Raw genomic sequence first — 22,727 nt, forward strand, 5'->3', positions numbered from 1 at the left:
TGGAGGGACATCGGCGGGTCGGCGAAGTGTGCGAGCATGGTTGGAATCCGCCGGAAGGAGTCACACAGGTGTCAGACCACGACTGGCAGGCGCCCGGCGGTGCTCCCGCTCAGCCGCCCGCTCCAGATGCCGCGGCCACGCCTCGATCAGAGCCGCCGGCCTTCCCACCCCCGGCCTACGCGCCGCCGGCCTTCCCGCCCCCGGTGTACGCGCCGCCGCCCGTCGCGCCGCCGAGCTACGGCGTGGCACCGCCGGTCGGCGCACCGCTCGGCTGGACGCCGCCCCCGAAGCCCGGCCTGCTGCCGCTGCGACCCCTCGGTTTCGGCACCCTGCTGTGGGCGCCGTTCCGTGTCCTGCGCCGGAACCCGGCCGCCACCTTCGGCACCGGGCTGGTCGTGCAGCTCGTCTCGGTCATCGCGACGCTCGCCGTCATGGTGCCGTTCATGGTCTTCGTCTTCTCCCGCATCGACAGCGCATCCTCCGCGGATGCCGACGCCGTCGCCTCGGGGGCCGTCGGCGGATTCGTGCTCCTCATGCTCGTGCCCCTCGCGCTCTCGCTCGTGGCGAGCGCATTCCTCCAGGGCGTCATGGTCGTCGAGGTCGCCAGCGGCACGCTCGGCGAACGACTCGGGTTCGGCGCCCTCTGGAAGCGTGCGGCCAAGCGCATCTGGCCCCTCCTCGGGTGGACCGCGATGATCACGGGCGCCCTCCTCGTCGTCGTGCTCGCGTTCGTGCTGGTCATCGTGCTCGCCGCACTCGCCGGCACGACCGCGCTCATCGTCGCGATCCTCGTCACGATCCTGGCCGGGCTCGGCATCGCGGCATTGACGGCTTGGCTGGGCACGAAGCTCGCCCTCGTGCCGAGCGTGATCGTGCTCGAAGGCGTCGGCGTCGGTGCCGCGATGCGGCGCTCGTGGCGACTCACGGGCGGCTTCTTCTGGCGCACGTTCGGCACGCTCGTGCTCGTCGGCGTCCTCCTCAATCTGGCCTCGCAGGTGGTCGTGCAGCCGGTCTCGCTGATCGGCACGGTGCTCGCGGCGATCATCGACCCGACGGGCTCGGGAGCGGCCGTCGCCGTCACCGTCGTGACGATGGTCATCACGCTGATCCTCTCCCTCCTGATCGGCGCGATCACCGCCGTGGTGCAGGCCGCGCTCGTCGCCGTCATCTACATCGACCTGCGCATGCGCACGGAGGCCCTCGATCTCGACCTCGTGCGCCACGTCGAGCAGCGCGACGCGGGTCTGCCCGTGACCGACCCCTACCGCGCTCCGGCCCCGGCGCCCACTGCTCCGCCTGCTCCTCCCGCGCCGGTGCCGCCTGCCGCACCCGGCCCCGCGTGACCGTGACCCTGCTTCGCGGCACCCCGCTCGACCCCGACGCGCCCGAGGCGCGCCGGTGGCTCGAAGCCGAGTTGGGCGGGCCGGAGTACGTGGCCGCGAGGCCGAGTCCATTCGACCTCGCCATGCAGGCGATCCGCGACTGGATCGTCGGCCTCTTCGAGGGGGCGACGGGTCTGCCGACACCCGTGCTCACCCTGCTCCTCGTGCTGCTCGCGCTCGCCGTGGTCGTCGTCGGACTCCTCGTGTTCGGCGTGCCGCGGCTGCGTCGTCGCCGGCGCAGCGAGGTGCCGCTCTTCGACGACCACGATCGACGCGATCTCGAGACGCTCCGCCGGGCGGCCGCTGCGGCGGCCTCGGCCGGCGACTGGCCGCTCGCGATCGAGGAGCGGTTCCGCGCCATCGTGCGCGGACTCGTCGAGCGCGAGATCGTCACGGTGCACCCCGGCACCACGGCGCGGGCGTTCGCGGATGCCGCGGCGGCGGCGTTCCCCGAACTCGACGCCGACCTCCGCGCTGCCGCTGCCGACTTCGACGCCGTTCGATACCTCGGCGGACGCGGTTCGCCCGATGACTACGAGCGGGTGACGGCACTCGAACGGCGCATCGCCGAGGCGCGACCGACGGGTCGGGGCGACCATGGGGCATCCGCTGCCGATCTCGACCCCGTCGGGGTCGCTCGATGACGGCGAGTCTCGAGGCCGGCGCACCCGTGGTGACGCCGACCGTGCGTGCGTTCATCCGCCACCGCCGCACCTGGATCGTGATCGCCGCGGTGCTCGTGATCGGCGCGCTGCTCGTGCTCGCGATCCAGGGCGGTGCCCGCCAGCCCGGCGCACCGCTCGCGCCCGACAACCCCGGCCCCGCGGGGGCGAAGGCGCTCGTCGAGGTCCTCCGCGACCATGGCGTGACGGTGACCGAGGCGCGAGCGCTCGACGCCGCACTCGACGCCGCGGACGGCACGGCGACGGTGCTCCTCTACGACGAGTACGGCCTCCTCGACGACGACCGGCTGACCGAGCTCGCTGAGGCGGCCGAACGGCTCGTCGTCGTCGAACCCGGATTCACCGCGCTCGAGACGCTCGCACCCGGCATCCGCTTCGCCGGGGCCGCCAGCGGGCCCCTCGACGAGGTCGCCTGCGATCTCGGCCCGGCCGAGTCGGCGGGCTCCCTGTCCGACGGACAGCGCCTCGTCACCGTCGACGAAGGCGCGGCCGACGCCGGCTGGGAGGGCTGCTTCCGCGACGGCGAGTTCGGCTTCGCCGTCGCGAACGGTCCGAGCTCGGCCGGCGGCGATCTCACGATCGTCGGCGCGACCACGGTCTTCGCCAACGAGACGATCACCGGCGCCGGCAACGCGGCGCTCGCGATCGGCCTCACCGGAGTCACCGACGAACTCGTCTGGTACCTGCCGGGTCCCGCCGACGTCGATGCCGCCGATGCACCGACCCTCGGCGAGCTGACCCCGGGGTGGGTGAGCCCCGTGATGGTGCTCGCGATCGTCGTGGTCATCGTCGCCGGCGTCTGGCAGGGGCGTCGTTTCGGTCCGCTCGTCGTCGAGCGGCTACCCGTGCACGTGCCCGCCGGTGAGACGAGCGAGGGGCGCGCACGCATGTACGCCCGCACCGCCTCCCGCACCCACGCCCTCGACCAGCTGCGCATGGGCACGATCCGGCGCATCGCGCGGGTGCTCCGCCTCCCCCGGTCGGCCGACGTCGACCAGGTGACGGATGCCGCGGCGCGCGCGACCGGCCGTGACGGCGCATCCGTGCACCGCCTGCTCGTCGGCGCCCTCCCCGCGAACGACCGCGAACTCGTCGATCTCGCGAACGACCTCGCCCGACTCGAGGCGGAGGTGCATCGCACGCTCGACCCCCGGGCCGCGGCACCGCGCGCTTCCGGCAGCGCTCACGCCGCCGAGCATCCCGATCGTGACGACCCCACAGGAAGGCGACCATGACCGACCCCATCTCCGCTTCGACCAGCGCGGCGACCGGCGCTTCGACCGACGCGTCAACCGACGCTTCGACCGGCGCTTCGCCCGGCGCTTCGACCGACGCGTCAACCGACGCTTCGACCGGCGCGGCGACCGACGACGAGCTCCGTGCGGCGCTGAACCGCGTGCGCACCGAGGTCGGCAAGGCCGTCGTCGGACAGGACGGCGCAGTCACCGGCCTCATCATCGCGCTGCTGACGCGCGGCCACGTGCTGCTCGAGGGCGTGCCCGGCGTCGCGAAGACCCTGCTCGTGCGCACGCTGAGCCGCACGCTGCAGCTCGACACGCGCCGCCTGCAGTTCACCCCCGACCTCATGCCCGGCGACGTCACGGGCTCGCTCGCGTACGACCCGCGATCGGGCGAGTTCGCGTTCCGCGAGGGGCCGGTGTTCACGAACATCCTGCTCGCCGACGAGATCAACCGCACCCCGCCGAAGACGCAGTCGGCCCTGCTCGAGGCGATGGAGGAGCGCCAGGTCTCCGCAGACGGCGTGACCCGCCCGCTCCCCGACCCGTTCATGGTGGCGGCGACGCAGAACCCGATCGAGTACGAGGGCACCTACTCCCTGCCCGAGGCGCAGCTCGACCGGTTCCTGCTGAAGCTCGTGCTCGACGTGCCCGAGCGCGACGCCGAGCTCTCGCTCCTCCGCCGCCATGCCGACGGCTTCGACCCGCACGACCTCGCCGCGGCCGGGGTCACCCCCGTGCTCGGCGCGCCGGAGCTCGCTGCGGCGCGCGCCGCGGCATCCGCTGTTCGGGTCGAAGACGACGTGCTCGGCTATCTCGTCGACCTGGCGCGCGCGACCCGCCGCAGCCCCTCGATGCGGCTCGGCGTGAGCCCCCGCGGCACCACCGGGCTCCTCGCCGCGGCGAAGGCGTGGGCCTGGCTCACCGGATACGACTCGCTCACCCCCGACCACGTGCAGGCGATGTTGCTGCCCGTCTGGCGTCACCGCGTGCAGCTCCGGCCCGAGGCCGAGCTCGAGGGCGTCTCGGTCGACGCGGTGCTGCAGTCGATCGTGCAACAGGTGCAGGTACCCCTCTGACGATGACTCGGATCTCGAAATGTCACTGACCGGTCGGTTCGCGCTCCTCGTCGCGCTCGGCGTCGTGCCCGTCGTCATCGCGGGCACCGCCGGCGCGCCCGCGGCCTGGCTCGCCCTCGTCGGCTGGCTCGCCCTCGTGATCGGCGCGGGCGTGCTCGACCTGTCGCTGGCGGCGTCGCCGCGACGCGTGGCGCTGCGCCGCGAGCTGCCCGACCGGGTGCGACTCGGCGAACCGATCACGGCCGTGCTCAGCGTCGAGAACCTCGGGCAGCGGATGCTCCGGGCCACCGTGCGCGACGGCTGGGAGCCGTCGGCCGGGGTCGCCGGCCGCAATCGCAGGCGGCTGCGGGTCCCGCCGTCGGAGCGACGTCGCGTCACCATGCAGCTGACCCCGTTGCGGCGCGGCGACCGGCGCACCGATCAGGTCACGATCCGCTCCGCCGGGCCGCTCGGGCTCTGGTCGCGACAGGCGACCCTCGTGTCGCCCGGCCGGGTCCGAGTGCTGCCGCCGTTCCACTCGCGCGTGCACCTGCCGTCGCGGCTCACGCGGCTGCGCGAGCTCGACGGGCGCACTCCCCTCCTCATCCGCGGACAGGGGACGGAGTTCGACTCGATCCGCGAGTACGTGCGCGGCGACGACGTGCGCTCGATCGACTGGCGGGCCACCGCACGGCACACCGACCCCGAGGTGCCCGGCGGCACGCGGCTCATGGTTCGCACCTGGCGGCCCGAGCGCGACCGGCGCATCGTGATCGTCGCCGACACCTCCCGCACAGCGGCGGCCCGCATCGCCGACGAGCCGCGCCTCGACACGGCCTTCGAGGCTTCGCTCCTCCTCGCCGCGCTCGCCTCGCATGCGGGCGACCGGGTCGACTTCCTTGCATGGGACCGGCGCCTCCGCGGGCGCGTGCACGGCGCGAGCGGCCCTGAGCTGCTCGCCCGGATGGTCGACACGATGGCCGGCATCGACGCCGAGCTCATCGAGGCGGACTGGGCGGCCGTACCCGCGCAGGTGCGGCGCATCACGAGTCGGCACGCGCTCGTCGTGCTGCTCACCGCGGCGGATTCGCCCGGAACGGCGCGCGGACTCCTGTCGGTGCTTCCGCAGCTCACGTCGCGGCACACCGTGGTCGTGGCCTCCGTCGCCGACCCCGCCCTCATCGATGCAGGGCGGGCCCGCGACGACCTCGTCCAGGTCTACGCCGCCGCAGCAGCCGAGCGGGGCCTGCTCGATGGTGAACGCGTCGGCGCAGCGGTTCGGCGCCTCGGGGCGCTCACCGTGACCGCCGCCCCGCTCGAGCTGCCACCGGCGCTCGCCGACCTCTATCTCGAGCTGAAGGCCTCCGGCCGGCTCTGAGCCCGCACGAGTCACCGCGAGACGCGCGCACTCAGCGGATTCACAACATTCGCGCGCGGTTCACGCGTGGCGGCCGCTGCGATCGATATGGTCGGCTCAGGCACCAGGGGGTTGGTGCCGTTGTCGTGCTTTCTCCCCTACGAAAGGATCCACGTGTCCGACACGTCACCTGCGATCGAGGCTCCCTCGACCGCGCAGAAGCTCACCGCCGAGTTCATCGGCACCTTCATCCTCGTCTTCGGCGTCATCGGCACCGTCGTGTTCGCAGCAGGATTCGCCGGAGGCGACGGCGGACTGAACGTCGGGTTCCTCGGCGTCTCCCTCGCCCTCGGCCTCTCGGTCGTCGTGGGCGCGTACGCGTTCGGCCCCATCTCGGGCGGGCACTTCAACCCGGCCGTGAGCATCGGCCTCGCGGTCGCCGGCAAGTTCTCCTGGAAGGCGGTCGGCCCGTACATCGCGGTGCAGATCCTCGGCGGCATCCTCGCGACCACCGTGCTCCTCGGCATCCTCTCCGCCGGCCCGAAGTTCGACATCATCATCTTCACGGGCGCATCGACCGGCTACGACGTGCTCTCCCCCGGCCACTTCGGCCTCGGCTCGGTCTTCCTCATCGAGACGGTCGCGACGGCGGTCTTCCTCTTCGTGATCCTCGGCGTCACGAGCGCCCGGGCCGCGGTCGGGTTCGCCCCGCTCGCCATCGGCCTCACGCTGACCCTGCTCGCGCTCATCGCGATCCCCGTGTCGAACGCCTCGTTCAACCCGGCACGCTCGATCGCCACCGCCCTCTACGGCGGCGGCATCGCATGGAGCCAGCTGTGGGTCTCGATCGTCGCCCCGATCCTCGGTGCGGTGATCGCCGGCCTCATCTACAAGTTGGTCTTCGACCGCTCGAAGCAGCTCACCGCGTAACCTCGCAGACGACGATGGCGGATGCTCCCTCGGGGGCATCCGCCATCGTCGTCTCGGGCCGGGAGCCGACGGGCGTCGCCGGGAGCCGACGGGCGTCGCCGGGAGCCGGCGGGCGTCGACTCAGCCGGCGACGATGCGCTGCGAGCCCGCGTCGAACTCGACGAGATCGCCGGTCTCGCCGGCGCGACTCGCGCGACCGCCGAGCACGAGCATGTACGCGAGGAATCCGCCGAGCGCCACGACGCCGATGCCGATCTTCACGGGCCACGGCCACGGCGCCGGGGTGACGAACCCCTCGATGATCCCGGAGACGAAGAGGAAGAACACGAGGCCGATCGCCACGCTGAAGAGCGCCCGGGCGTCTTCGGCGAGTGCTACGCCCCGCGGTCTCGGCCCGGGGGCGACCCACGACCAGAAGATGCGGAGCCCTGCCGCGGCGGCGACGAAGACGCACGTGAGCTCGAGCAGTCCGTGGGGCGCGATGTAGAGGAAGAACGTGTCGGCCTCGTCGTAGGCGAACATGACCGCCGCGTTGACACCGAGGTTCTGCGCGTTCTGCAGGATCACCCACGGCACCCACACCCCGAGGATCCCGAAGGCCACGCACTGCGCCGCGATCCAGGCGTTGTTCGTCCAGACCGCGCCAGCGAAGGACGCAGCGGGATTCTCCGAGTAGTACGCGACGAATCCCTCCTCGGCGATCTGCCGCAACTCCTCCTCGCTGCCGAGCGCAGCGAGCACGCGCGGGTCGGCGCTGATCCACCACGCGTAGAGCGCCGCCACGACGACCGTGAAGATCGCCACGGCGAGGGTCAGCCACCGCAGCCGGTAGAACGCAGCCGGCAGGCTCACGACCGCGAATCGGGTGAACTGCCGCAGCGGGTTCTCAGGGGCACCGGTGAACGCCAGCCGAGCCCGGGCGAGCGTGACCGAGAGCCGGTCGCCGAGCGCCGAGGAACCCGCGGTCGCCTGCACGAGCGAGAGGTCGGATGCCGCACTCTGATACCGCTCGATGAGTTCGTCGGCCTCTGCGCCGTCGAGCCGTCGGCGGCGTGCGAGCGCGTCGAGTCGCTGCCAGTCGTCATGACGAGCGGAGGCGAGCGCATCGAGATCCATCTGCTTGAATACTACCCATGGCAGATGCCCCCGCCGTCGCTCAGAGCGTCGCCCGATTCGACGACGAGGGCGTCGTGACCGGCGAAGCCGTCGCGCTCGACGTCCGGCCCGCGAGCGCCGTCATCCGCGCCGGCGGCGCGGTCATCGACGTGCTCCTCTCCGTGCTGCTCTTCCTCGGCCTGCTGTTCGCGGTCTCAGGGCTCGGCATCGATCAGAAGGGGTTCCAGGCCGTCCTGATCGCGGGCATCGTCACGTGCATCGTGATCGTGCCGACGACGGTCGAGACCGCATCTCGCGGCCGCTCGCTCGGCAAGCTCGCGATGGGGCTCCGCGTCGTCCGCGACGACGGCGGCGCGATCGGGTTCCGGCACGCGTTCATCCGTGCGCTCACGGGAGTCATCGAGATCTACCTGACGTTCGGCGGCCTCGCCGTGCTCGTCGGGTTCCTGAACCCGTCGTCGAAGCGCCTCGGCGATCTCCTCGCCGGCACGCACGGACAGGTCGAGCGGGTGCCGAAGCTGCCGTCGACGGCTTTCGCCGTGCCGGCCGAGCTCACCTCATGGGCGGCGATCGCCGATGTCGGGCGACTTCCCGACCCGATCGCACGCCGAGTCGCGACGTTCTTCGTCAACGCCGAGCACCTCTCCCCCGAGAGCCGCGCGCGCGCCGCGGCGTCGCTCGCCGTCGAGGTGACGCCGTTCGTCTCGCCCCTGCCCGATGCGCCGGCCGAGCGCTTCCTCGCCGGGGTCGCGGCACTCCGACGCGAACGGGACGCCGTCGCGCTCGCGCTCGTCGACGCCCGCATGGCGTCGCTCTCCCCCGAGCTCACGTCGACGCCCCCCGGGTTCCCGGAGCGCTGACCCGGCCCGACGGATGCCGCGAGCCGCGGCATCCGTCACCGGATCAGTAGCGGTAGTGGTCGACCTTGTACGGCCCCTCGACGGGCACGCCGATGTAGGCCGCCTGCTCCGGCGAGAGCTCGGTGAGCACGACGCCGAGGGCGTCGAGGTGCAGGCGGGCGACCTTCTCATCGAGGTGCTTCGGCAGCACGTAGACGCCGACCGGGTACTGCTCGGGGCGGGTCCACAGCTCGATCTGGGCGAGCACCTGGTTCGTGAACGAGTTCGACATCACGAACGACGGATGCCCCGTGGCGTTGCCGAGGTTCATGAGCCGCCCCTCGGAGAGCACGAGGATCGAACGCCCCGTCGGCAGCCGCCACTCGTGCACCTGCGGCTTGATCTCGACGCGCTCGGCGCCGTCGAGCGACTCGAGCGCGGCCATGTCGATCTCGTTGTCGAAGTGGCCGACGTTCGCGACGATCGCCAGGTGCTTCATGCCCAGCATGTGCTCGACGCGCACGACGTCCTTGTTGCCGGTGCACGTGACGAAGATGTCGACCTCGCCGACGACGTCGTCGAGACGCGCGACCTGGAAGCCGTCCATCGACGCCTGGAGCGCGCAGATCGGATCGACCTCCGAGACGATGACTCGGGCGCCCTGGCCGCGGAGCGCCTCTGCCGCGCCCTTGCCGACGTCGCCGTAGCCGACGACGAAGGCGACCTTGCCGCCCATGAGCACGTCGGTGGCGCGGTTCAGGCCGTCGGGCAGCGAGTGGCGGATGCCGTACTTGTTGTCGAACTTCGACTTCGTGACCGAGTCGTTGACGTTGATCGCCGGGAAGAGCAGCTCCCCCTCGGCGTGCAGCTCGTAGAGGCGGTGCACGCCGGTGGTGGTCTCCTCGGTGACGCCCTTCAGCTCCGCGGCGATGCGGGTCCAGCGATCGGACGAGAGCTCGAGGCTGCGGCGCAGGGTGTCGAGCACGACGCGGTACTCGTGGCTCGCGTCATCGGCTGCCTCGGGCACGATGCCGGCCGCCTCGAACTCGCGGCCGCGGTGCACGAGGAGGGTCGCGTCGCCGCCGTCGTCGAGGATCATGTTGGGGCCGATCCAGTCGGCGCCGGATGCCGCGGCCTCCGCCGACCAGTCGAAGATGCGGTCGGTGCACCACCAGTACTCTTCGAGCGACTCGCCCTTCCAGGCGTAGACCGGCACGCCGGCGGGCGCATCGACAGTGCCCTCTGGGCCGACGACGATCGCGGCGGCCGCTTCGTCCTGCGTGGAGAAGATGTTGCAGCTGGCCCAGCGCACCTGTGCGCCGAGCGCGACGAGGGTCTCGATGAGCACGGCGGTCTGCACCGTCATGTGCAGGCTGCCGGCGATGCGGGCGCCGGCGAGCGGCTTCGACGCACCGAACTCGGCGCGGAGGGCCATGAGGCCCGGCATCTCGTTCTCGGCGAGCCGCAGCTGGTGGCGGCCGGCATCGGCGAGCGACAGGTCGGCGACCTTGTACGGGAGGGCGGTGATCGCGGGCAGCGTGGTCATGTGCCCATTCTGCCAGTTCGACCCCCGGCACCGTTCGCGGTGCCGTCGGGCCACCGCGAACGCGTCAGGAGCGAATGAGCGCCAGCACCTCGTCGCGGATGGCCGCCATCGTCGGGGCATCCTGGCCTTCGGCGTTCAGACGCAGCAGCGGCTCGGTGTTCGAGGGCCGAACGTTGAACCACCAGAACGCCTCGTCGCCGCTCGTCATGCCCGTCACGGTGAGACCGTCGAACTCGTCGAACTCGGCCCGGTCGGTGAACGCCTCGACGATGCGCGTGTACGCGGCGGGCACGTCGTCGACGACCGAGTTGATCTCGCCCGAGAGCGAGTACGGGGTGAACCGGGTCGACATCTCGGAGAGCGGCGCCTCCTGCGCGCCGAACTCGGCGAGCACGTGCATGGCGGCGAGCATGCCGTTGTCCGCGCCCCAGAAGTCGCGGAAGTAGTAGTGCGCCGAGTGCTCGCCGCCGAACACGGCGCCGGTCGCCTTCATCTGGTCCTTGATGAGCGAGTGCCCGACGCGGGTGCGCACCGGGGTCGCCCCGGCCTGCTCGATCACCTCGGGCACGAAGCGCGAGGTGATGAGGTTGTGGATGACCGAGACATCCGCTTCGCCCGCTGCGCGCACTCGCGCGATCTCGCGGAGCGCGACGATCGCGGCCACGGCGGAGGGGTTCACGGCCCCGCCCTGCTCGTCGACGACGAAGCAGCGGTCAGCGTCGCCGTCGAATGCGAGACCGAGGTCGGCACCGTGCTCGACGACCGCGCGCTGCAGGTCGACGAGGTTCGCGGGCTCGAGCGGGTTCGCCTCGTGGTTCGGGAACGTGCCGTCGAGTTCGAAGTAGAGCGGCACGATCTCGAGGGGCAGGGCCGACAGGCCTGCTGCGGTGCCGAGCACGGCCGGCACGGTGAGGCCGCCCATGCCGTTGCCGGCATCGACGACGATCTTGAGCGGGCGGACGTCGCTGAGGTCGACGAGCGAGCGCAGGTAGGCCGCGTAGTCGGCGAGCACGTCGACCGTGGTGACGGCACCCGGCACGGGGACCGGCGCGATGCCGTGCTCGAGGTAGTCGGCCGCACGATCGCGGATCGCGGCGAGACCGGTGTCGAGCGAGATGCCCTGGGCGCCCGCACGCGAGAACTTGATTCCGTTGTAGGCGGCGGGGTTGTGACTCGCGGTGAACATCGCCGCGGGCGCGTTCATCGAGCCGGAGGCGAAGTAACTCTCGTCGGTCGAGCACAGGCCGATCGAGACGACATCGGCGCCGCGGGCGATCGCACCGCGCGCGAACGCCTCGGCGAAGCCCGGCGAGGAGTCCCGCATGTCGTGCCCGACGACGACCTTGCCGCCGCCGGCGCCGACCTCGTCGACGAACGCCGCGGCGAGGGCCTCGACCGTCTCGGCAGTGAGCCCGTCACCCACGATTCCGCGGACGTCGTAGGCCTTCACGATCGCGTCGAGGCGCGCTCGTGCCTCGGAGGGTGCAGCGGAATTCATGCCTTGAAACCTACCTCACCGATGCTGACGTGCCGTACGACCTGCCACCCGACGGGCGCCGACGTGCGCTCGGCGTGCCGGGCGCAGAGGTCGTAGCCGTGGGGCTCGCGGGTGGCCGCGAGCGGGCCGAGCACGGCCATCGAATCGGCATAGTCGAACGTCAGCGTGGCGACCGCTTCGGCGGCGCAGGCAGTGCGCGAACAACGTCTCATGGCTCCACCAGAGTAGCGAGCATCACGGCCATTACGATGGAGGGTATGCCCCGATCCCGTCGTGTCGCCTCCGAGCCGCGCTCGCCCCGGCGACTCGCCAGGGACCGTCACGGCCGCGGACTCCGCTCCGCCGTCACCGGACCGCACCTGCCGATGCTGCACAACCGGCTCGACGACTTCGACATCACCGTCGGCACGACCGCGGCCTACCTCCGCGGCCTCTGGCCCGAACTCGACGGCGTCGTCTTCGAGGTGTCACAGGGCCCGGCGGAGGCCATCCACGACGACCACGTCGACCGTTGGAAGGTCTTCCACGACGAACGGCGCATCGTCTTCTACCGGCTGCCGATCGTGCGGTTCCTGCGCCTGCAGGAGGGCGAGGAGCGCGAGGAGAAGCTCCTCATCGAGAGCTGCGTCTTCCGGGCGATCGCCGACCTGCTCGGCAAGGACCCGTGGGAGCTCGCACCGGGTCGCTACCGGCACCTCTGAGCCGACAGAGCCCGACGGCTCGACGAGCGTCGCGCCTGGCCGTGACTACCGCGGGAAGACTCGGATCGGCGAGTCGAGCGGCCCAGGAGGCTGCGCCCCGAACGCCGCGAGCTCGCCCTCGCCGCTGAACGATACCGAGGCATGCACGCCGGCGACGCCGGCGAGCGAGACGATCGCACCCTCGTCGACCTCCACGGATGCCGCGGAGCCCGCGTCGATTGTCACCGCCCGGGTCTGCCCGTCGATCGTGAACTGCACCTCCGCGGCGTCCTCACCCTCGTTGGCGAGGTGGAGCATCGGCGATGGACCGTCGGGCACCGCGATCACGGCGGCTTCGAGCAACGGTGCCGTCGACGCGAACCAGGCGAAGTCCCCGGATGACGCGGCATCCGCATCGCCCGGCTGCGTCGCGCCGGCCGCAGCGGCCGTCGTCGCGCGTGCGGCGGCCACGATGGGTCCGTCGGCGTCGAGCCGCACGGTGTACACGCCGGCGTCGAGCACCCCGAGCGGCACGTCGGTCGCGCGACCCGGCTGCAGCGTCGTCTCGATGGTGGATCCGCTCGCACCCGCCTCTGGCACGACCCCGATCGACACGTCGACCGGTTCATCGCCGGTCGCGAGCAACCGCACGGCGGGGAAGTCGTCGCCCTCGGCGTGATCGTCGGTGGGATCGACGCCGCCCGACTCGGCGACGACGAAGCCCGGGATGACCTGGCTGTTCGCGGGCATCGCCGCCACGCCGGTGAACTCGACCCCGGCCGGGGCGAGCCCGTCGACGGCGGACTGCTCGAGTGCGGCCGCGATCGTGCCGCCGGTGCTCGTCACGTGCACGACCGGCGAGGCCACGTTCGGTGCGAGCCCGGCGAGCGAGACGACCCGTTGGCTGCCGGCGGGCACGATGATGCCGAGCGCCGAACCGGCCTCGATCGCCCCGGCCTCGCCGATCACGCGCACGTCGACGGTGGCGGCGACGTCGGTGGGGTTCGCGAGCGAGACGAGGCTCGTGCGCCCGAGCGTCGTCGAACCGGCGACGAGCCACGACTCGGCGGCGGCCTCGGCGCACGAGGCGGCGGCGAACCCCGTGATCGTCTCCGTGTCGGCCGACTGCGACTGGGCTCCGGCGAGCAGGCCCGCGCCGACCGATCCGGGTTCGACCGCGAGCACCACGGGCGTGCCGTCGCGGTCGGCACGCGGGTTGCCCGGTGTCGCGAGCGGCGTCTCGGTGATCTCCACGTCGTCGGGGTCGGCACCGAAGACCACGTCGGCCGAACCGATCGACGATGCCGTCGTCGCGGCGGCCGCGTCGTCGGCGAGGGTGAGCAGCGGGCCGGGGCAGACTCGCTGCTGCCGGCTCTCAGCGGGTTGCACGACGAGCGACGGGGGCGTCACCCGCTGCTCGGGCCACGGCACGAGGGCCGCGGCGCCGAGGGCCGCGGCTGCGAGTGCCGCCGCCACGAGGAATCCGGCGGCACGACCGCCGACGCGGGCGATGGTTCGGGCGACGTTGCGATCAGCGGGCATCGTCGTCTCCCTTCGTCTCGGTCGGCCGGTCGGATGGCTCCGCCGGCTGGTCGTCGGGCGGTGGCGGATTCACGTCGGGGCGCACGTCGTCGGCGCCATCGGTCGCAGCGGCGCCCGCAGCCTCGACGGCCTCGGCGGATGCGTCGGTCGTCGCGGTCTCCGTCACGGGCCCCACGTCCGACACCGTGGTGGTCCCGGTCTCGTCGGTCTCGGCCTCCTCGGCCGCTCCTTCCGCTCCGGCCGCTCCGGCGGCTCCCGCGTCATCCGCGTCATCGGAGTCGACCGGGTCGACCGCTCGCGGCTTCCGCCCCCACCGCTGCTTCCGAGGCCGCTGCTGCACCGGGCGACGATCGGCCTCACGGCCTGCGCCCGTCGGGATGGAGAGCAGGAGCGTGGCCCCGAGCACGATGACCTGCACTGCCGTGATCAGCCCGGTGAGCGCGCCTCCGGCGTTCGGCGGGATCTGCGCTGCAGGGGCATCGGGTTCGGCGGCGCTGAACCTCCACAGCGTTCCGAAGTCGGTCTCGCCGACGGCGATCAGGGCCGCATTGCCGTCGAGCGCCGTTCGCGCCCGCGTGCTCGTCGCCTCGGACTCCCGGTCGTCGCCGGCCGGAGGGGCGAGCAGCACGAACGAGACGCCGAATTCGCGGATCGCGGCATCCGGGTCGAATCCGCTGCGCGAGGCGAGGTTGCCGGCGATCTCCGCCAGCTCCTCCTCCGAGGCGCTCATCTCCTCGAGCGTCTGCTCGAGCGTCGACTGCTCGTCGAGCGTCGTGCCCGTGCCTCGTTCGAGCGTGGCCCTGATGCTGCCGTCCGCCTCGGGCTGGATGCGGAGCGTCGTCACCCGCGGGTCCGTGTCGGCCTCCGCACCGACGAAGGCGGGCAGCGTGCGCTCCGCGGCCGGGGCGATCGCGGTCGACACGGTGGCGATGCCGAGTCCGGTCGGCAGCACGGCGGCGACCACACCGGCGGCGACGAGCCAGGCGAGCACGGCAGCGCCACGGCGGACTGCGTTCAACGCGATGACGGCCGCGAGCGTGAAACCGAGCCATTCGAGGCTCAACCCGCCGCCCGTCCAGACCTGCACGGCGTCGGGTCCGGCGACCGCGACGGCGATGTGCGCGGTCGCCACGGCCGTGGCGAACCCGAGCAGCGCGACGCCGAGGCTGAGCACCGCACCGCGGATGCCGGGAGCGAGCACGGCGGCGAGCGCGGCGACGATGAGCGGCACGACCAGCAGCGTCACGAGCAGCTTCGGATCGATCGCCGAGCCCTCGCCGAGGACGGAGGCCCAGCCGCCCCACGCCTCGCCCGGGAACCCGAGCGCGAGCTGCCACGCCGAGGGAGCCGCACTGTCGAGCGGGAGACCCGGGTCCGCGAGCAGCGCGAGCGGGGTGTCGCGGCCGATCTGGGCGAGCACGAGGGGTGCGAAGAGCACGAGGGCCGGAATCGGCAGCCCTGCGAGGCGCACCGCCGCCCGACCGCTCACGGCGAGTCCGACGAGCCACGCGACGAGCAGCGCGGGCGCGAGGCTCGGTGCCGCGGCGATCACGCCGGCGAAGAGGAGCGACGCCGTCGCGGCGGCGGCCCACGACGTGGCAGCTCCGAAGACGGCGAACGCGAGCCATCCGAGCAGCATGTGGGCGATCACGGCACCCGGTCGCCCGTCGGCGAGGGCGACGAGGAGCGGCGGCGCGAGTCCCCAGACGAGCGCGGCGACGGCGCGGACCGAGCCGCGCTCGGTCAGCCGGGATGCCGCGAACCAGGCACCGAGCGTCGCGACCGGCACCGCGACGATCCAGAGCAGCACGAGCACGAACGACGGCGCCCAGAATGCGAGGGATCCGAGCACGGCGAGCACGCCGGCGAAGGGGTCGGCCGCGCCGACGAATCCGGGTCCGATGTCGCGCCAGCCGTAGGCGGCGTTGCGCCACAGTTCATCGAGCCCGCTCGACAGCGGGAGGAGCCCGCCACCGCTCAGGCCCTGCGCCCCGAACAGCCAGGAGAACAGTCCGACGGAGGCCACGATCGATGCGAGGAGCACCCAGCCGCCGCCGGTGCCGAGGAACTGGAGTTCCTCCTTGCGACCGCGTGCACGGGCGCGCCGCGCCTCAGCGGCGTGCTGGCGCCGGCGGCGCACCTCGTCGGGCGGCATCCGGAGCGGCGCGATCGCCGACCAGCCGGTCGTGCGCGCCGACTTCAGCCGTCGCCGCGCACGGGCCACCCGCATGCCCGAGAACATCGTGCCGAGCGCCGCAGAGAACTCCCCCGTGATCGCACCCGGCGACTTCACGAGCAGCAGCCGGATCGAGCGGAGGATCGCGAGCGGCAGGTAGGTGAGCCAGTGCACCGGCACGGCGACCGCGGGCGCGTAGACCAACCGGCGGTGCAGGGCGGCGGCACGCGCCGCACGGGTGCGACGCCGACTCGCTCGGGCTCGCGGGTCGGCGGGCGGGCCGACGACGCCGTCGCCCGCGAAGCGCACGTGCGCCTCGGGCACCACCGACACCCGGTGACCGGCGAGGCGGGCGCGGATCGAGAAGTCGAGCGCGTCGTCGACGGTCGGCAGCGCCGGGTCGAACCCCTCGAGCGAGCGCCAGACCGTGTGCCGCACGAGGATCGCGGCCGGGTCGAGGCCGAGCACGTCGCTCAGCCCGTCGTGCTGGCCCTGGTCGAGTTCGTCGGACACGAGCGACACGCTGCGTCCGAACCGCGTGATCGTGCGGCCGAAGGTCGCGATGCGGTCGGGGGCGTCCCACTCGCGCAGCTTGGGCCCGGCGATCGCGACGGACTTCGCCGTCTCGAGGGTCGCCACGAGGCGCTCGAGCGCGTCCGGCGCTGGCGCCGTGTCCTCTGCGAGGAGCCAGAGCGCGTCGGCGTCCGAGGCCGGCGCGTCGAGGACCCGCTCGCCTGCGCGCACCGCTTCGCCGAACGACAGCCGCTGCGAGAGCTCGACGATGTGCGTCGGCGAGGCCGTTGCGGCGAGTTCCCGCGCCTCGGCGTCGGCCTCCGTGAGCACGATGACGAGCGCATCCGGGGAACGGCGCTGCGCTCGAAGTGCTTCGAGGGAGCGTCTGAGGTGGTCGCCACCGTGATGTGCGACGAGGACGGCGGTGACTCTGGGGAACATCGGGGTCAGCCTAAGCCGCGCACCCCGCGGCATCCGTCACCGCACCGGGCGTGCCTCGAAAACAGATGACCGGAGTCGTGCGCCGCGCCGGGGCCGGTCGTGAGAGCCGTGCGACCCGCGGGAGCGCTGCGGTCCGCGCGCCGGATGACGCGCGGACCGAGCAGCTCAGACCGCTCGCTTACGAAGCTTGCGACGCTCCCGCTCGGAAAGCCCGCCCCAGATGCCGAAGCGCTCGTCGTTGCCGAGCGCGTACTCGAGGCACTGATTGCGTACCTCGCATCCGGTGCAGATCTTCTTCGCGTCCCTCGTCGATCCGCCCTTTTCAGGGAAGAACGCCTCAGGATCGGTTTGCGCGCACAGCGCGTCGCTCTGCCATGCCAACGGATTGTCATCGTCTGTGACCGAACGAACCCCCGGAACGCCCAGCCTGACCGGATCGATGAACCAATCGTCAGGTACTCCAGAACGATATTCAGGATTGCCCATATCGTCTCCCACCCAGTTGTACCGACCACCCAGAGGGTGTGTCACGACCAATTACACCGGTGTAATTCCCGTGAGTCAAGTCGCAGATGGTAAACCCTCAATCCGCTGTCGAGGCTTGAAGCCGGTCTCGACACGCCGGGTGTTGAGCAGACGTTATGAATCGGATGCCGCTCGGCGGGCCTGCCAGGCGCTCTCGACCATCTCGGCGAGCGTGTGGCGCATGCGCCAATCGAGGTCGCGGGCGGCGCGTTCTCCCGACGCCACGATGCGCGCGGGGTCGCCCCCGCGGCGCGGTCCGACCTCGGGCGCGAACTCGATACCGGTCACCTCGGCGACCGCTCGCATGATCTCGCCGACCGAGACGCCGTCACCCGATCCGAGGTTGTAGACGGACTCGACCGGCTCTCCCGCGTCGAGTCGTCGCGCGGCGACGACGTGGGCCTCGGCGAGGTCGGCCACGTGGATGTAGTCACGGACGCAGGTGCCGTCGGGCGTCGGGTAGTCGGCGCCGTTGATGCGCGGCGTACGACCGTCGAGGAGCGCGTCGAAGACGAGCGGGAAGAGGTTGTGCGGGCTCACGTCGAAGACCTCGGGCGTGCCCGAGCCGACGACGTTGAAGTAGCGCAGGCTCGTGTGCCGGAGACCAGCGGCCTTCGCCTGGTCGGCGAGCAGCCACTCCCCGATGAGCTTGGATTCACCGTACGGCGACTCCGGATGCTTCGGGGTGGCCTCGGTGACGAGGTCGACGTCGGGCGTGCCGTACACGGCGGCGCTCGACGAGAAGACCATGCGGTCGACGCCCTTCGACTCCATCGCGGCGAGCAGGGTCGCGGTTCCGGTGACGTTCTGCCGGTAGGTGTGCAGCGGCTGCTGCACCGAGACGCCGGCGTACTTGAACCCGGCGAGGTGCACGACGCCCTGGACGTCGTGCTCTTCGATGGCGCGCTCGATCACCGAGCCGTCGAGGATGCTGCCGTTCACGAAGGGGGTTCCGGCGGGGACGAACTCGTGGCGACCCGACGACAGGTCGTCGAGGACGACCGCCCCGATGCCCTGCGACTCGAATGCGCGCACGACGTGCGCTCCGATGTAACCCGCTCCCCCGGTGACCAGCCAGCTCATGTTCCCGCCTTCCGGCGCGGTGTCTCCGCGCCGGAGTCGATCGTATCCGGGCTCAGCCTCGACTTCGCCCGGAGGCGCTCATAGGCTGCGCCGGGAGGCGCTCATGGGCTGCGCCGGGAGGCGCTCAGACGGTCCGGGTGGGCCGGTTCTCGGCGTGACGGTTGCGGTCGCTGATCTCAGGTCGACCGTAGCCATCGGTGTCGAGGCGGAGCACGGTGGCGAGCACGCCCCAGACGGCGAGTCCCGCGAGGACGAGGAAGATGATCGTGGTCATGGCAGTAAATCTATGACTTGTGAGATACTGCCGAAAGTGGCAGAGTGGACATCAAACGTTCGATTCCTGCCAACGGAGGCCGAGTGCTCCAGACCATCGCCTGCATCGCCATGCCCCAGATGGCGCCCTTCGAATTCGGCGTGCTCTGCGAGGTGTTCGGCATCGACCGCAGCGACACCGGCGGCCCGACGTTCGACTTCCACGTCGTCGCCGCGGAGCCCGGCGCCATCCCCACCAAGCTCGGATTCGACATCGTCGTGCACGAGGGGCTCGATTTCGCCCGTACCGCCGATCTGGTCGCCGTGCCGGCCGCGCTCATCGACGAGCCCGTCGACGACCGGGTCTCCGAGGTGTTGCGCGACGCGGTCGAGCGCGGCGCCTGGGTGCTCTCGGTGTGCTCGGGCGCCTTCACGCTCGGCCGGGCCGGTGTGCTCGACGGCCGCCGCGCCACGACGCACTGGATGTACACGGAGCGGCTCGCCGAGATGTTCCCGCACGCCGTCGTCGACGCCGACGTGCTCTTCGTGCAGGACGGCAAGGTCGTCACCGGCGCGGGCACCGCAGCCGGCATCGACGCGGCGCTGCACATCGTGCGCACCGAGCTCGGGGCGAGCGCCGCGAACATGATCGCGCGTCGCATGGTCGTGCCGCCGCAGCGCGACGGCGGTCAGTCGCAGTTCATCCAGACGCCGATCGCCGAGTGCCGCAGCGACTCCTTCGCGAAGATCACCGAGTGGATGGTCGAGCACCTCGACGAAGACCTCACCGTCGACCTGCTGGCCCGCAAGGCGCTCATGTCTCCGCGCACCTTCGCCCGCCGGTTCCGGGCCGAGACCGGCACGACGCCGAACGCCTGGCTCAACCGTCAGCGGCTGCTTCGAGCTCAGCAGTTGCTCGAGGAGACCTCGTTCACGCTCGAGGAGATCGCACGCGACACCGGGTTCGGCGCGGCCGCGGTCATGCGGCACCACTTCGTGAAGGTGCTGCAGACGACGCCGACGGCGTACCGCCGACTCTTCGGCATGCGGGTCGCCTCCTAGCCCGCAGAGGTCGTGCCGGCTCCTGTCGTCGCGATCCAGGCGATGCCCGGACCGGCGATCGACAGCTCGCCCTCGTCGGGCGTCACGTAGACCGATTCGCCGCGACCGATCGAGACGGATGCCCCGGTGCCGCCGCGGACCGTGACGCCGTCGCCCTCGACGACGACGATCGCCGGACCGTCGATGGCGACGCGTGCGACGTCCGTCACGGGCTCGACCCGGTACAGCTCGAAGTCCGGCACGTCGGGCCGGAACGCCACGACCCCGGGCGAGACTTCGAGCGGAGTCAGGTACGGCGCGGCGATCGGCGTGAAGTCGAGCACGTCGACGAGCTCGGTGACGTCGATGTGCTTCGGCGTCAGGCCGCCCCGCAGCACGTTGTCGCTGGCCGCCATGAGCTCGATGCCGAGGCCGTCGAGGTACGCGTGGATGTTGCCGGCGGCGAGGTACAGCGCTTCGCCGCGCACGAGGCGCACCCGGTTCAGCAGCAGCGAGATGACGACGCCCGGGTCGCCCGGGTAGGCCTCGGCGAGCGCGCCGACCGTCTCGAACGACGGCGCGTAGGGCGAGGCGAGCGCGGTCTCGGATGCCGCGAGCGCCGTGACCCTGCCGATCACCCACGACGCCTCGCCGGTGTCGCCCCCGCGGCCGTCGCGCAGCAGCCACTCGACGGTGTCGCGCAGCGCATGCTCGCCCGACAGCCGGGATTCGAGGAGGTCGAGCGCGCCGGGGTCGGGCTCGGGCGCCGCGGCATCCGCTGCCCGAAGCACCTCGAGCACGCCGCGCACCTCGCTGAGCGGGCGGAACCCCGAGAGCGCGTCGAAGGTGTCGCTCACCGCGACGATGAGTTCGGGCTTGTGGAACTCGTCCTTGTAGTTGCGGTCGTAGGCCGTGAGCGGCACGCCGTCGGCCTCCTCGCGGGCGAAGCCGGCGCGCGCCTGCGCGGGCGTCGGGTGGGCCTGCAGCGACAGCGGTGCTGCCGCCGCCAGCACCTTCAAGAGGAAGGGGAGCCGCGCGCCGTCGCTTGCGAGACGCGCACCGAGCGCCTGCTCCGGGGCGGCCTCGATCCAGGCGGCGAGGTCGGCGTGGCCGACGGATGCCGCGTCGAGCACCTGCGCCGGCGAACCCGCGTGCGCCCCGAGCCAGAGCTCGGCCTCCGGCCCTCCGGAGGCCTCGGATCCGCGGAACTCCGCGATCGCAGTGGTCGAGCCCCACGCATAGTCGCGCGGAGTGTTGCCGATCGCCGTGAACATGCTCGAGGGTTCCTCTCGGTCGTGTGCGTCAAAACTACCAAGGCCTCGGGGGCGGTTCCGCGGTCGCATCCGCCGGCTGATCGGCATCCATCATCTGTTCGCGCTGTGGGCCCATGGCCGGATGCCCCGCCCGACGAGTGGATCGAGCTCGCCACGGGCCGGCCTTACGGCTCAGCGCGAGACATCGCTTCCGTGACCGTCGATTCAGCGCACCGACTTCGCGAGGGTAGTGACTTCGGCATCCAGGAACCCGTGAGGATCGCCCGATTCGATCGCCAGTTTCACCACTCCGAGCGCGTGCGAGTAGGCCGCGCCGATGGTGTCGAATGCCGCGTCGTCGTGCGCGGCCGAAACGTTGTGTGTTGCGATCATGAGCACTCCGCTCCGGCTCATCTCCTGCATGAACAGCACCTTCAGCAGATCGAGCTGTTCGCCGAGCTCTGGATTCCACACGAGGAACGTCCACGTCGGATGGCCCGACAGGGAGACGACGTCGTTCATCTCGAGCGCGTCGATGGCGGCCTGGGCCCGATCGCGCACCGTCTCGCCGTTGCGGTACAGCGTTTCGATGGCATCGGTGTTCGCGATGCGATCGAGCACGACGTTCGCTGCGGTGAGCGAGAGGAGTTCTCCACTGAACGTGCCGGAGAAGAACACGCGCTCGAGCAGCATCATGAGGTCACGCCGGCCGGCGACGGCCGAGACCGGATAGCCGTTCGCCAACCCCTTGCCGAACGTCGAGAGGTCGGGAGTGACGCCGAAGTACTCTTGCGCGCCGCCCTTGGCGAAGCGGAATCCCGTGATCATCTCGTCGAACACGAGGATCGCGCCGTATCGGTCGGCGAGCGCGCGCAGCCCCTCGAGATAACCGGGTTTCGGGAACACGACATTCATCGGCTCGAGCACGATGGCGGCGGTCGGGGTCGCACGGAGCACCTGCTCGACTGCGTCGAGGTCATTGAACGGAACCGCGTGCACGAGCTCCTTCACCGCACCCGGAACACCCAGGTTGCGCGAATCCATCGAGGCGATCGTCCAGTCGTGCCAACCGTGGTAGCCGCAGGTGATCACATGGTCGCGCCCGGTGAAGCCTCGGGCGACGCGCACGGCCGCGCTCGTCGCATCCGAACCGTTCTTGCCGAAGCGCACCATCTCTGCGCTCGGCACCATGTCCACGAGCTTCTCGGCGACGACGGCCTCGATCGGATGCGTGAGCGAAATCGTCACGCCGCGGCTGAGCTGTTCGATCACAGCCGCGGTGATCTCGGGGTCACCGTAGCCGAGCGTCACCGATGCGAGCGCGTTGACGAGGTCGACGTACTCATGGCCGTCGACGTCCCAGATGCGGCAGCCTTCAGCACGGTCTCCGTAGATCGGAGCAATGCCGGGCGGGAATGTGCCGCGGGACTTGCTGTAGGTCTGCGCCCCCAGGGGAATCGTCTTCTCTGCGCGCACGAGCTGCTCGATCGAACGTGCATAACGTGAGGTGTCGGATACCACTGATGCTCCCTTGGTGTTCGGCCGGTCCCGTTCGCGCCAGCGGCGGCCTCCGT

The 22,727-nt window shown here is 71.5% G+C and carries 20 protein-coding genes; 9 read left to right on the forward strand and 11 right to left on the reverse strand.

The window, feature by feature from the left end:
* Positions 1-68: 68 nt before the first annotated feature.
* The 6 genes from ASE14_RS20905 to ASE14_RS05250 all read left to right on the forward strand — a co-directional run bounded on the left by ASE14_RS20905 (position 69) and on the right by ASE14_RS05250 (position 6,648).
* Entirely contained in the window at positions 69-1,343 is a 1,275-nt protein-coding gene (locus ASE14_RS20905; protein WP_200953278.1) for a hypothetical protein, read from the forward strand.
* Positions 1,340-2,026 (forward strand): DUF4129 domain-containing protein, encoded by a 687-nt coding sequence (locus tag ASE14_RS05230; protein WP_200953279.1) that lies wholly within the window; start codon positions 1,340-1,342, stop codon positions 2,024-2,026. The genes ASE14_RS20905 and ASE14_RS05230 overlap by 4 nt, the downstream gene beginning before the upstream one ends.
* Positions 2,023-3,300: a DUF4350 domain-containing protein gene (locus ASE14_RS05235; protein WP_056651913.1), complete on the forward strand. Its 1,278-nt coding sequence runs from the start codon at positions 2,023-2,025 to the stop codon at positions 3,298-3,300. The genes ASE14_RS05230 and ASE14_RS05235 overlap by 4 nt, the downstream gene beginning before the upstream one ends.
* Positions 3,297-4,382: a MoxR family ATPase gene (locus tag ASE14_RS05240; protein ID WP_082600201.1), complete on the forward strand. Its 1,086-nt coding sequence runs from the start codon at positions 3,297-3,299 to the stop codon at positions 4,380-4,382. Before ASE14_RS05235 ends, ASE14_RS05240 begins: the two co-directional genes overlap by 4 nt.
* Before the next feature lie 19 nt (positions 4,383-4,401).
* On the forward strand, positions 4,402-5,739 hold the full coding sequence (locus ASE14_RS05245; protein WP_056651917.1) for a DUF58 domain-containing protein: 1,338 nt from the start codon (positions 4,402-4,404) through the stop codon (positions 5,737-5,739).
* A 153-nt stretch (positions 5,740-5,892) separates the two neighbouring features.
* Positions 5,893-6,648 (forward strand): aquaporin, encoded by a 756-nt coding sequence (locus tag ASE14_RS05250; RefSeq protein WP_235511110.1) that lies wholly within the window; start codon positions 5,893-5,895, stop codon positions 6,646-6,648.
* 120 nt (positions 6,649-6,768) lie between these two features.
* Here ASE14_RS05250 and ASE14_RS05255 read toward each other — a convergent pair whose 3' ends face one another.
* Positions 6,769-7,764 (reverse strand): stage II sporulation protein M, encoded by a 996-nt coding sequence (locus ASE14_RS05255; RefSeq protein WP_056651920.1) that lies wholly within the window; start codon positions 7,762-7,764, stop codon positions 6,769-6,771.
* 17 nt (positions 7,765-7,781) lie between these two features.
* On the opposite strand from ASE14_RS05255, the gene ASE14_RS05260 reads away from it, so the two are divergent.
* Positions 7,782-8,624, forward strand: a complete 843-nt coding sequence (locus ASE14_RS05260; RefSeq protein WP_056651923.1) for an RDD family protein — start codon at positions 7,782-7,784, stop codon at positions 8,622-8,624.
* Positions 8,625-8,667: 43 nt separating this feature from the next.
* Here ASE14_RS05260 and ahcY read toward each other — a convergent pair whose 3' ends face one another.
* The 3 genes from ahcY to ASE14_RS05275 form a co-directional block, all read right to left on the reverse strand.
* Positions 8,668-10,149 carry an adenosylhomocysteinase gene (gene ahcY / locus ASE14_RS05265; protein ID WP_056651926.1) on the reverse strand — a complete coding sequence of 494 codons (1,482 nt, stop codon included), beginning with the start codon at positions 10,147-10,149 and terminating at the stop codon, positions 8,668-8,670.
* A 64-nt stretch (positions 10,150-10,213) separates the two neighbouring features.
* On the reverse strand, positions 10,214-11,647 hold the full coding sequence (locus tag ASE14_RS05270; RefSeq protein ID WP_056651930.1) for a phosphomannomutase/phosphoglucomutase: 1,434 nt from the start codon (positions 11,645-11,647) through the stop codon (positions 10,214-10,216).
* Positions 11,644-11,859, reverse strand: coding sequence for a DUF3499 family protein (locus tag ASE14_RS05275; RefSeq protein ID WP_056651933.1), 216 nt, complete (start codon positions 11,857-11,859; stop codon positions 11,644-11,646). The genes ASE14_RS05270 and ASE14_RS05275 overlap by 4 nt, the downstream gene beginning before the upstream one ends.
* A gap of 45 nt (positions 11,860-11,904) precedes the next feature.
* Between ASE14_RS05275 and ASE14_RS05280 the strand changes: the two genes are divergently transcribed.
* Positions 11,905-12,348: a hypothetical protein gene (locus tag ASE14_RS05280; protein ID WP_056651937.1), complete on the forward strand. Its 444-nt coding sequence runs from the start codon at positions 11,905-11,907 to the stop codon at positions 12,346-12,348.
* Positions 12,349-12,393: 45 nt separating this feature from the next.
* Here ASE14_RS05280 and ASE14_RS05285 read toward each other — a convergent pair whose 3' ends face one another.
* From ASE14_RS05285 to ASE14_RS20365, 5 genes are all read right to left on the reverse strand, one after another.
* Complete coding sequence (locus tag ASE14_RS05285) at positions 12,394-13,869, reverse strand: DUF5719 family protein (RefSeq protein ID WP_056651939.1); 1,476 nt, start codon at positions 13,867-13,869, stop codon at positions 12,394-12,396.
* Positions 13,859-16,999, reverse strand: a complete 3,141-nt coding sequence (locus tag ASE14_RS05290; RefSeq protein ID WP_056651942.1) for a glycosyltransferase family 2 protein — start codon at positions 16,997-16,999, stop codon at positions 13,859-13,861. The genes ASE14_RS05285 and ASE14_RS05290 overlap by 11 nt, the downstream gene beginning before the upstream one ends.
* Before the next feature lie 165 nt (positions 17,000-17,164).
* On the reverse strand, positions 17,165-17,485 hold the full coding sequence (locus ASE14_RS05295) for a WhiB family transcriptional regulator (RefSeq protein WP_082600208.1): 321 nt from the start codon (positions 17,483-17,485) through the stop codon (positions 17,165-17,167).
* A 153-nt stretch (positions 17,486-17,638) separates the two neighbouring features.
* On the reverse strand, positions 17,639-18,607 hold the full coding sequence (gene galE, locus ASE14_RS05300) for a UDP-glucose 4-epimerase GalE (RefSeq protein WP_056651945.1): 969 nt from the start codon (positions 18,605-18,607) through the stop codon (positions 17,639-17,641).
* 124 nt (positions 18,608-18,731) lie between these two features.
* The gene (locus ASE14_RS20365; protein WP_157372826.1) at positions 18,732-18,881 is read right to left on the reverse strand and encodes a hypothetical protein; all 150 of its coding nucleotides are present in this window, start codon (positions 18,879-18,881) and stop codon (positions 18,732-18,734) included.
* An 83-nt stretch (positions 18,882-18,964) separates the two neighbouring features.
* Here ASE14_RS20365 and ASE14_RS05305 point away from each other — a divergent pair, with 83 nt between their 5' ends.
* Positions 18,965-19,921 carry a GlxA family transcriptional regulator gene (locus tag ASE14_RS05305; RefSeq protein WP_056651947.1) on the forward strand — a complete coding sequence of 319 codons (957 nt, stop codon included), beginning with the start codon at positions 18,965-18,967 and terminating at the stop codon, positions 19,919-19,921.
* Here the strand turns inward: ASE14_RS05305 and manA are convergent.
* Both manA and ASE14_RS05315 read right to left on the reverse strand, forming a co-directional pair.
* Positions 19,918-21,174 (reverse strand): mannose-6-phosphate isomerase, class I, encoded by a 1,257-nt coding sequence (gene manA, locus ASE14_RS05310; protein ID WP_056651950.1) that lies wholly within the window; start codon positions 21,172-21,174, stop codon positions 19,918-19,920. The two genes, ASE14_RS05305 and manA, sit on opposite strands and share 4 nt — an antisense overlap.
* Positions 21,175-21,378: 204 nt before the next feature.
* Positions 21,379-22,674, reverse strand: a complete 1,296-nt coding sequence (locus tag ASE14_RS05315; RefSeq protein WP_056651952.1) for an aspartate aminotransferase family protein — start codon at positions 22,672-22,674, stop codon at positions 21,379-21,381.
* Between the last annotated feature and the right edge of the window lie 53 nt (positions 22,675-22,727).

Source organism: Agromyces sp. Root81 (assembly GCF_001429165.1).
Classification (GTDB): domain Bacteria; phylum Actinomycetota; class Actinomycetes; order Actinomycetales; family Microbacteriaceae; genus Agromyces.

Coding starts and splice junctions, on each gene's coding strand:
- ASE14_RS05290 (WP_056651942.1), bottom strand. CDS start 16,999: ATGTTCCCCAGAGTCACCGCCGTCCTCGTCGCACATCACGGTGGCGAC.
- ASE14_RS05240 (WP_082600201.1), top strand. CDS start 3,297: ATGACCGACCCCATCTCCGCTTCGACCAGCGCGGCGACCGGCGCTTCG.
- ASE14_RS05245 (WP_056651917.1), top strand. CDS start 4,402: ATGTCACTGACCGGTCGGTTCGCGCTCCTCGTCGCGCTCGGCGTCGTG.
- ASE14_RS05285 (WP_056651939.1), bottom strand. CDS start 13,869: ATGCCCGCTGATCGCAACGTCGCCCGAACCATCGCCCGCGTCGGCGGT.
- ASE14_RS05295 (WP_082600208.1), bottom strand. CDS start 17,485: ATGGGCAATCCTGAATATCGTTCTGGAGTACCTGACGATTGGTTCATC.
- galE (WP_056651945.1), bottom strand. CDS start 18,607: ATGAGCTGGCTGGTCACCGGGGGAGCGGGTTACATCGGAGCGCACGTC.
- ASE14_RS05255 (WP_056651920.1), bottom strand. CDS start 7,764: ATGGATCTCGATGCGCTCGCCTCCGCTCGTCATGACGACTGGCAGCGA.
- manA (WP_056651950.1), bottom strand. CDS start 21,174: ATGTTCACGGCGATCGGCAACACTCCGCGCGACTATGCGTGGGGCTCG.
- ASE14_RS05280 (WP_056651937.1), top strand. CDS start 11,905: ATGCCCCGATCCCGTCGTGTCGCCTCCGAGCCGCGCTCGCCCCGGCGA.
- ASE14_RS05260 (WP_056651923.1), top strand. CDS start 7,782: ATGGCAGATGCCCCCGCCGTCGCTCAGAGCGTCGCCCGATTCGACGAC.
- ASE14_RS20365 (WP_157372826.1), bottom strand. CDS start 18,881: ATGACCACGATCATCTTCCTCGTCCTCGCGGGACTCGCCGTCTGGGGC.
- ASE14_RS05270 (WP_056651930.1), bottom strand. CDS start 11,647: ATGAATTCCGCTGCACCCTCCGAGGCACGAGCGCGCCTCGACGCGATC.
- ASE14_RS05275 (WP_056651933.1), bottom strand. CDS start 11,859: ATGAGACGTTGTTCGCGCACTGCCTGCGCCGCCGAAGCGGTCGCCACG.
- ASE14_RS05235 (WP_056651913.1), top strand. CDS start 2,023: ATGACGGCGAGTCTCGAGGCCGGCGCACCCGTGGTGACGCCGACCGTG.
- ahcY (WP_056651926.1), bottom strand. CDS start 10,149: ATGACCACGCTGCCCGCGATCACCGCCCTCCCGTACAAGGTCGCCGAC.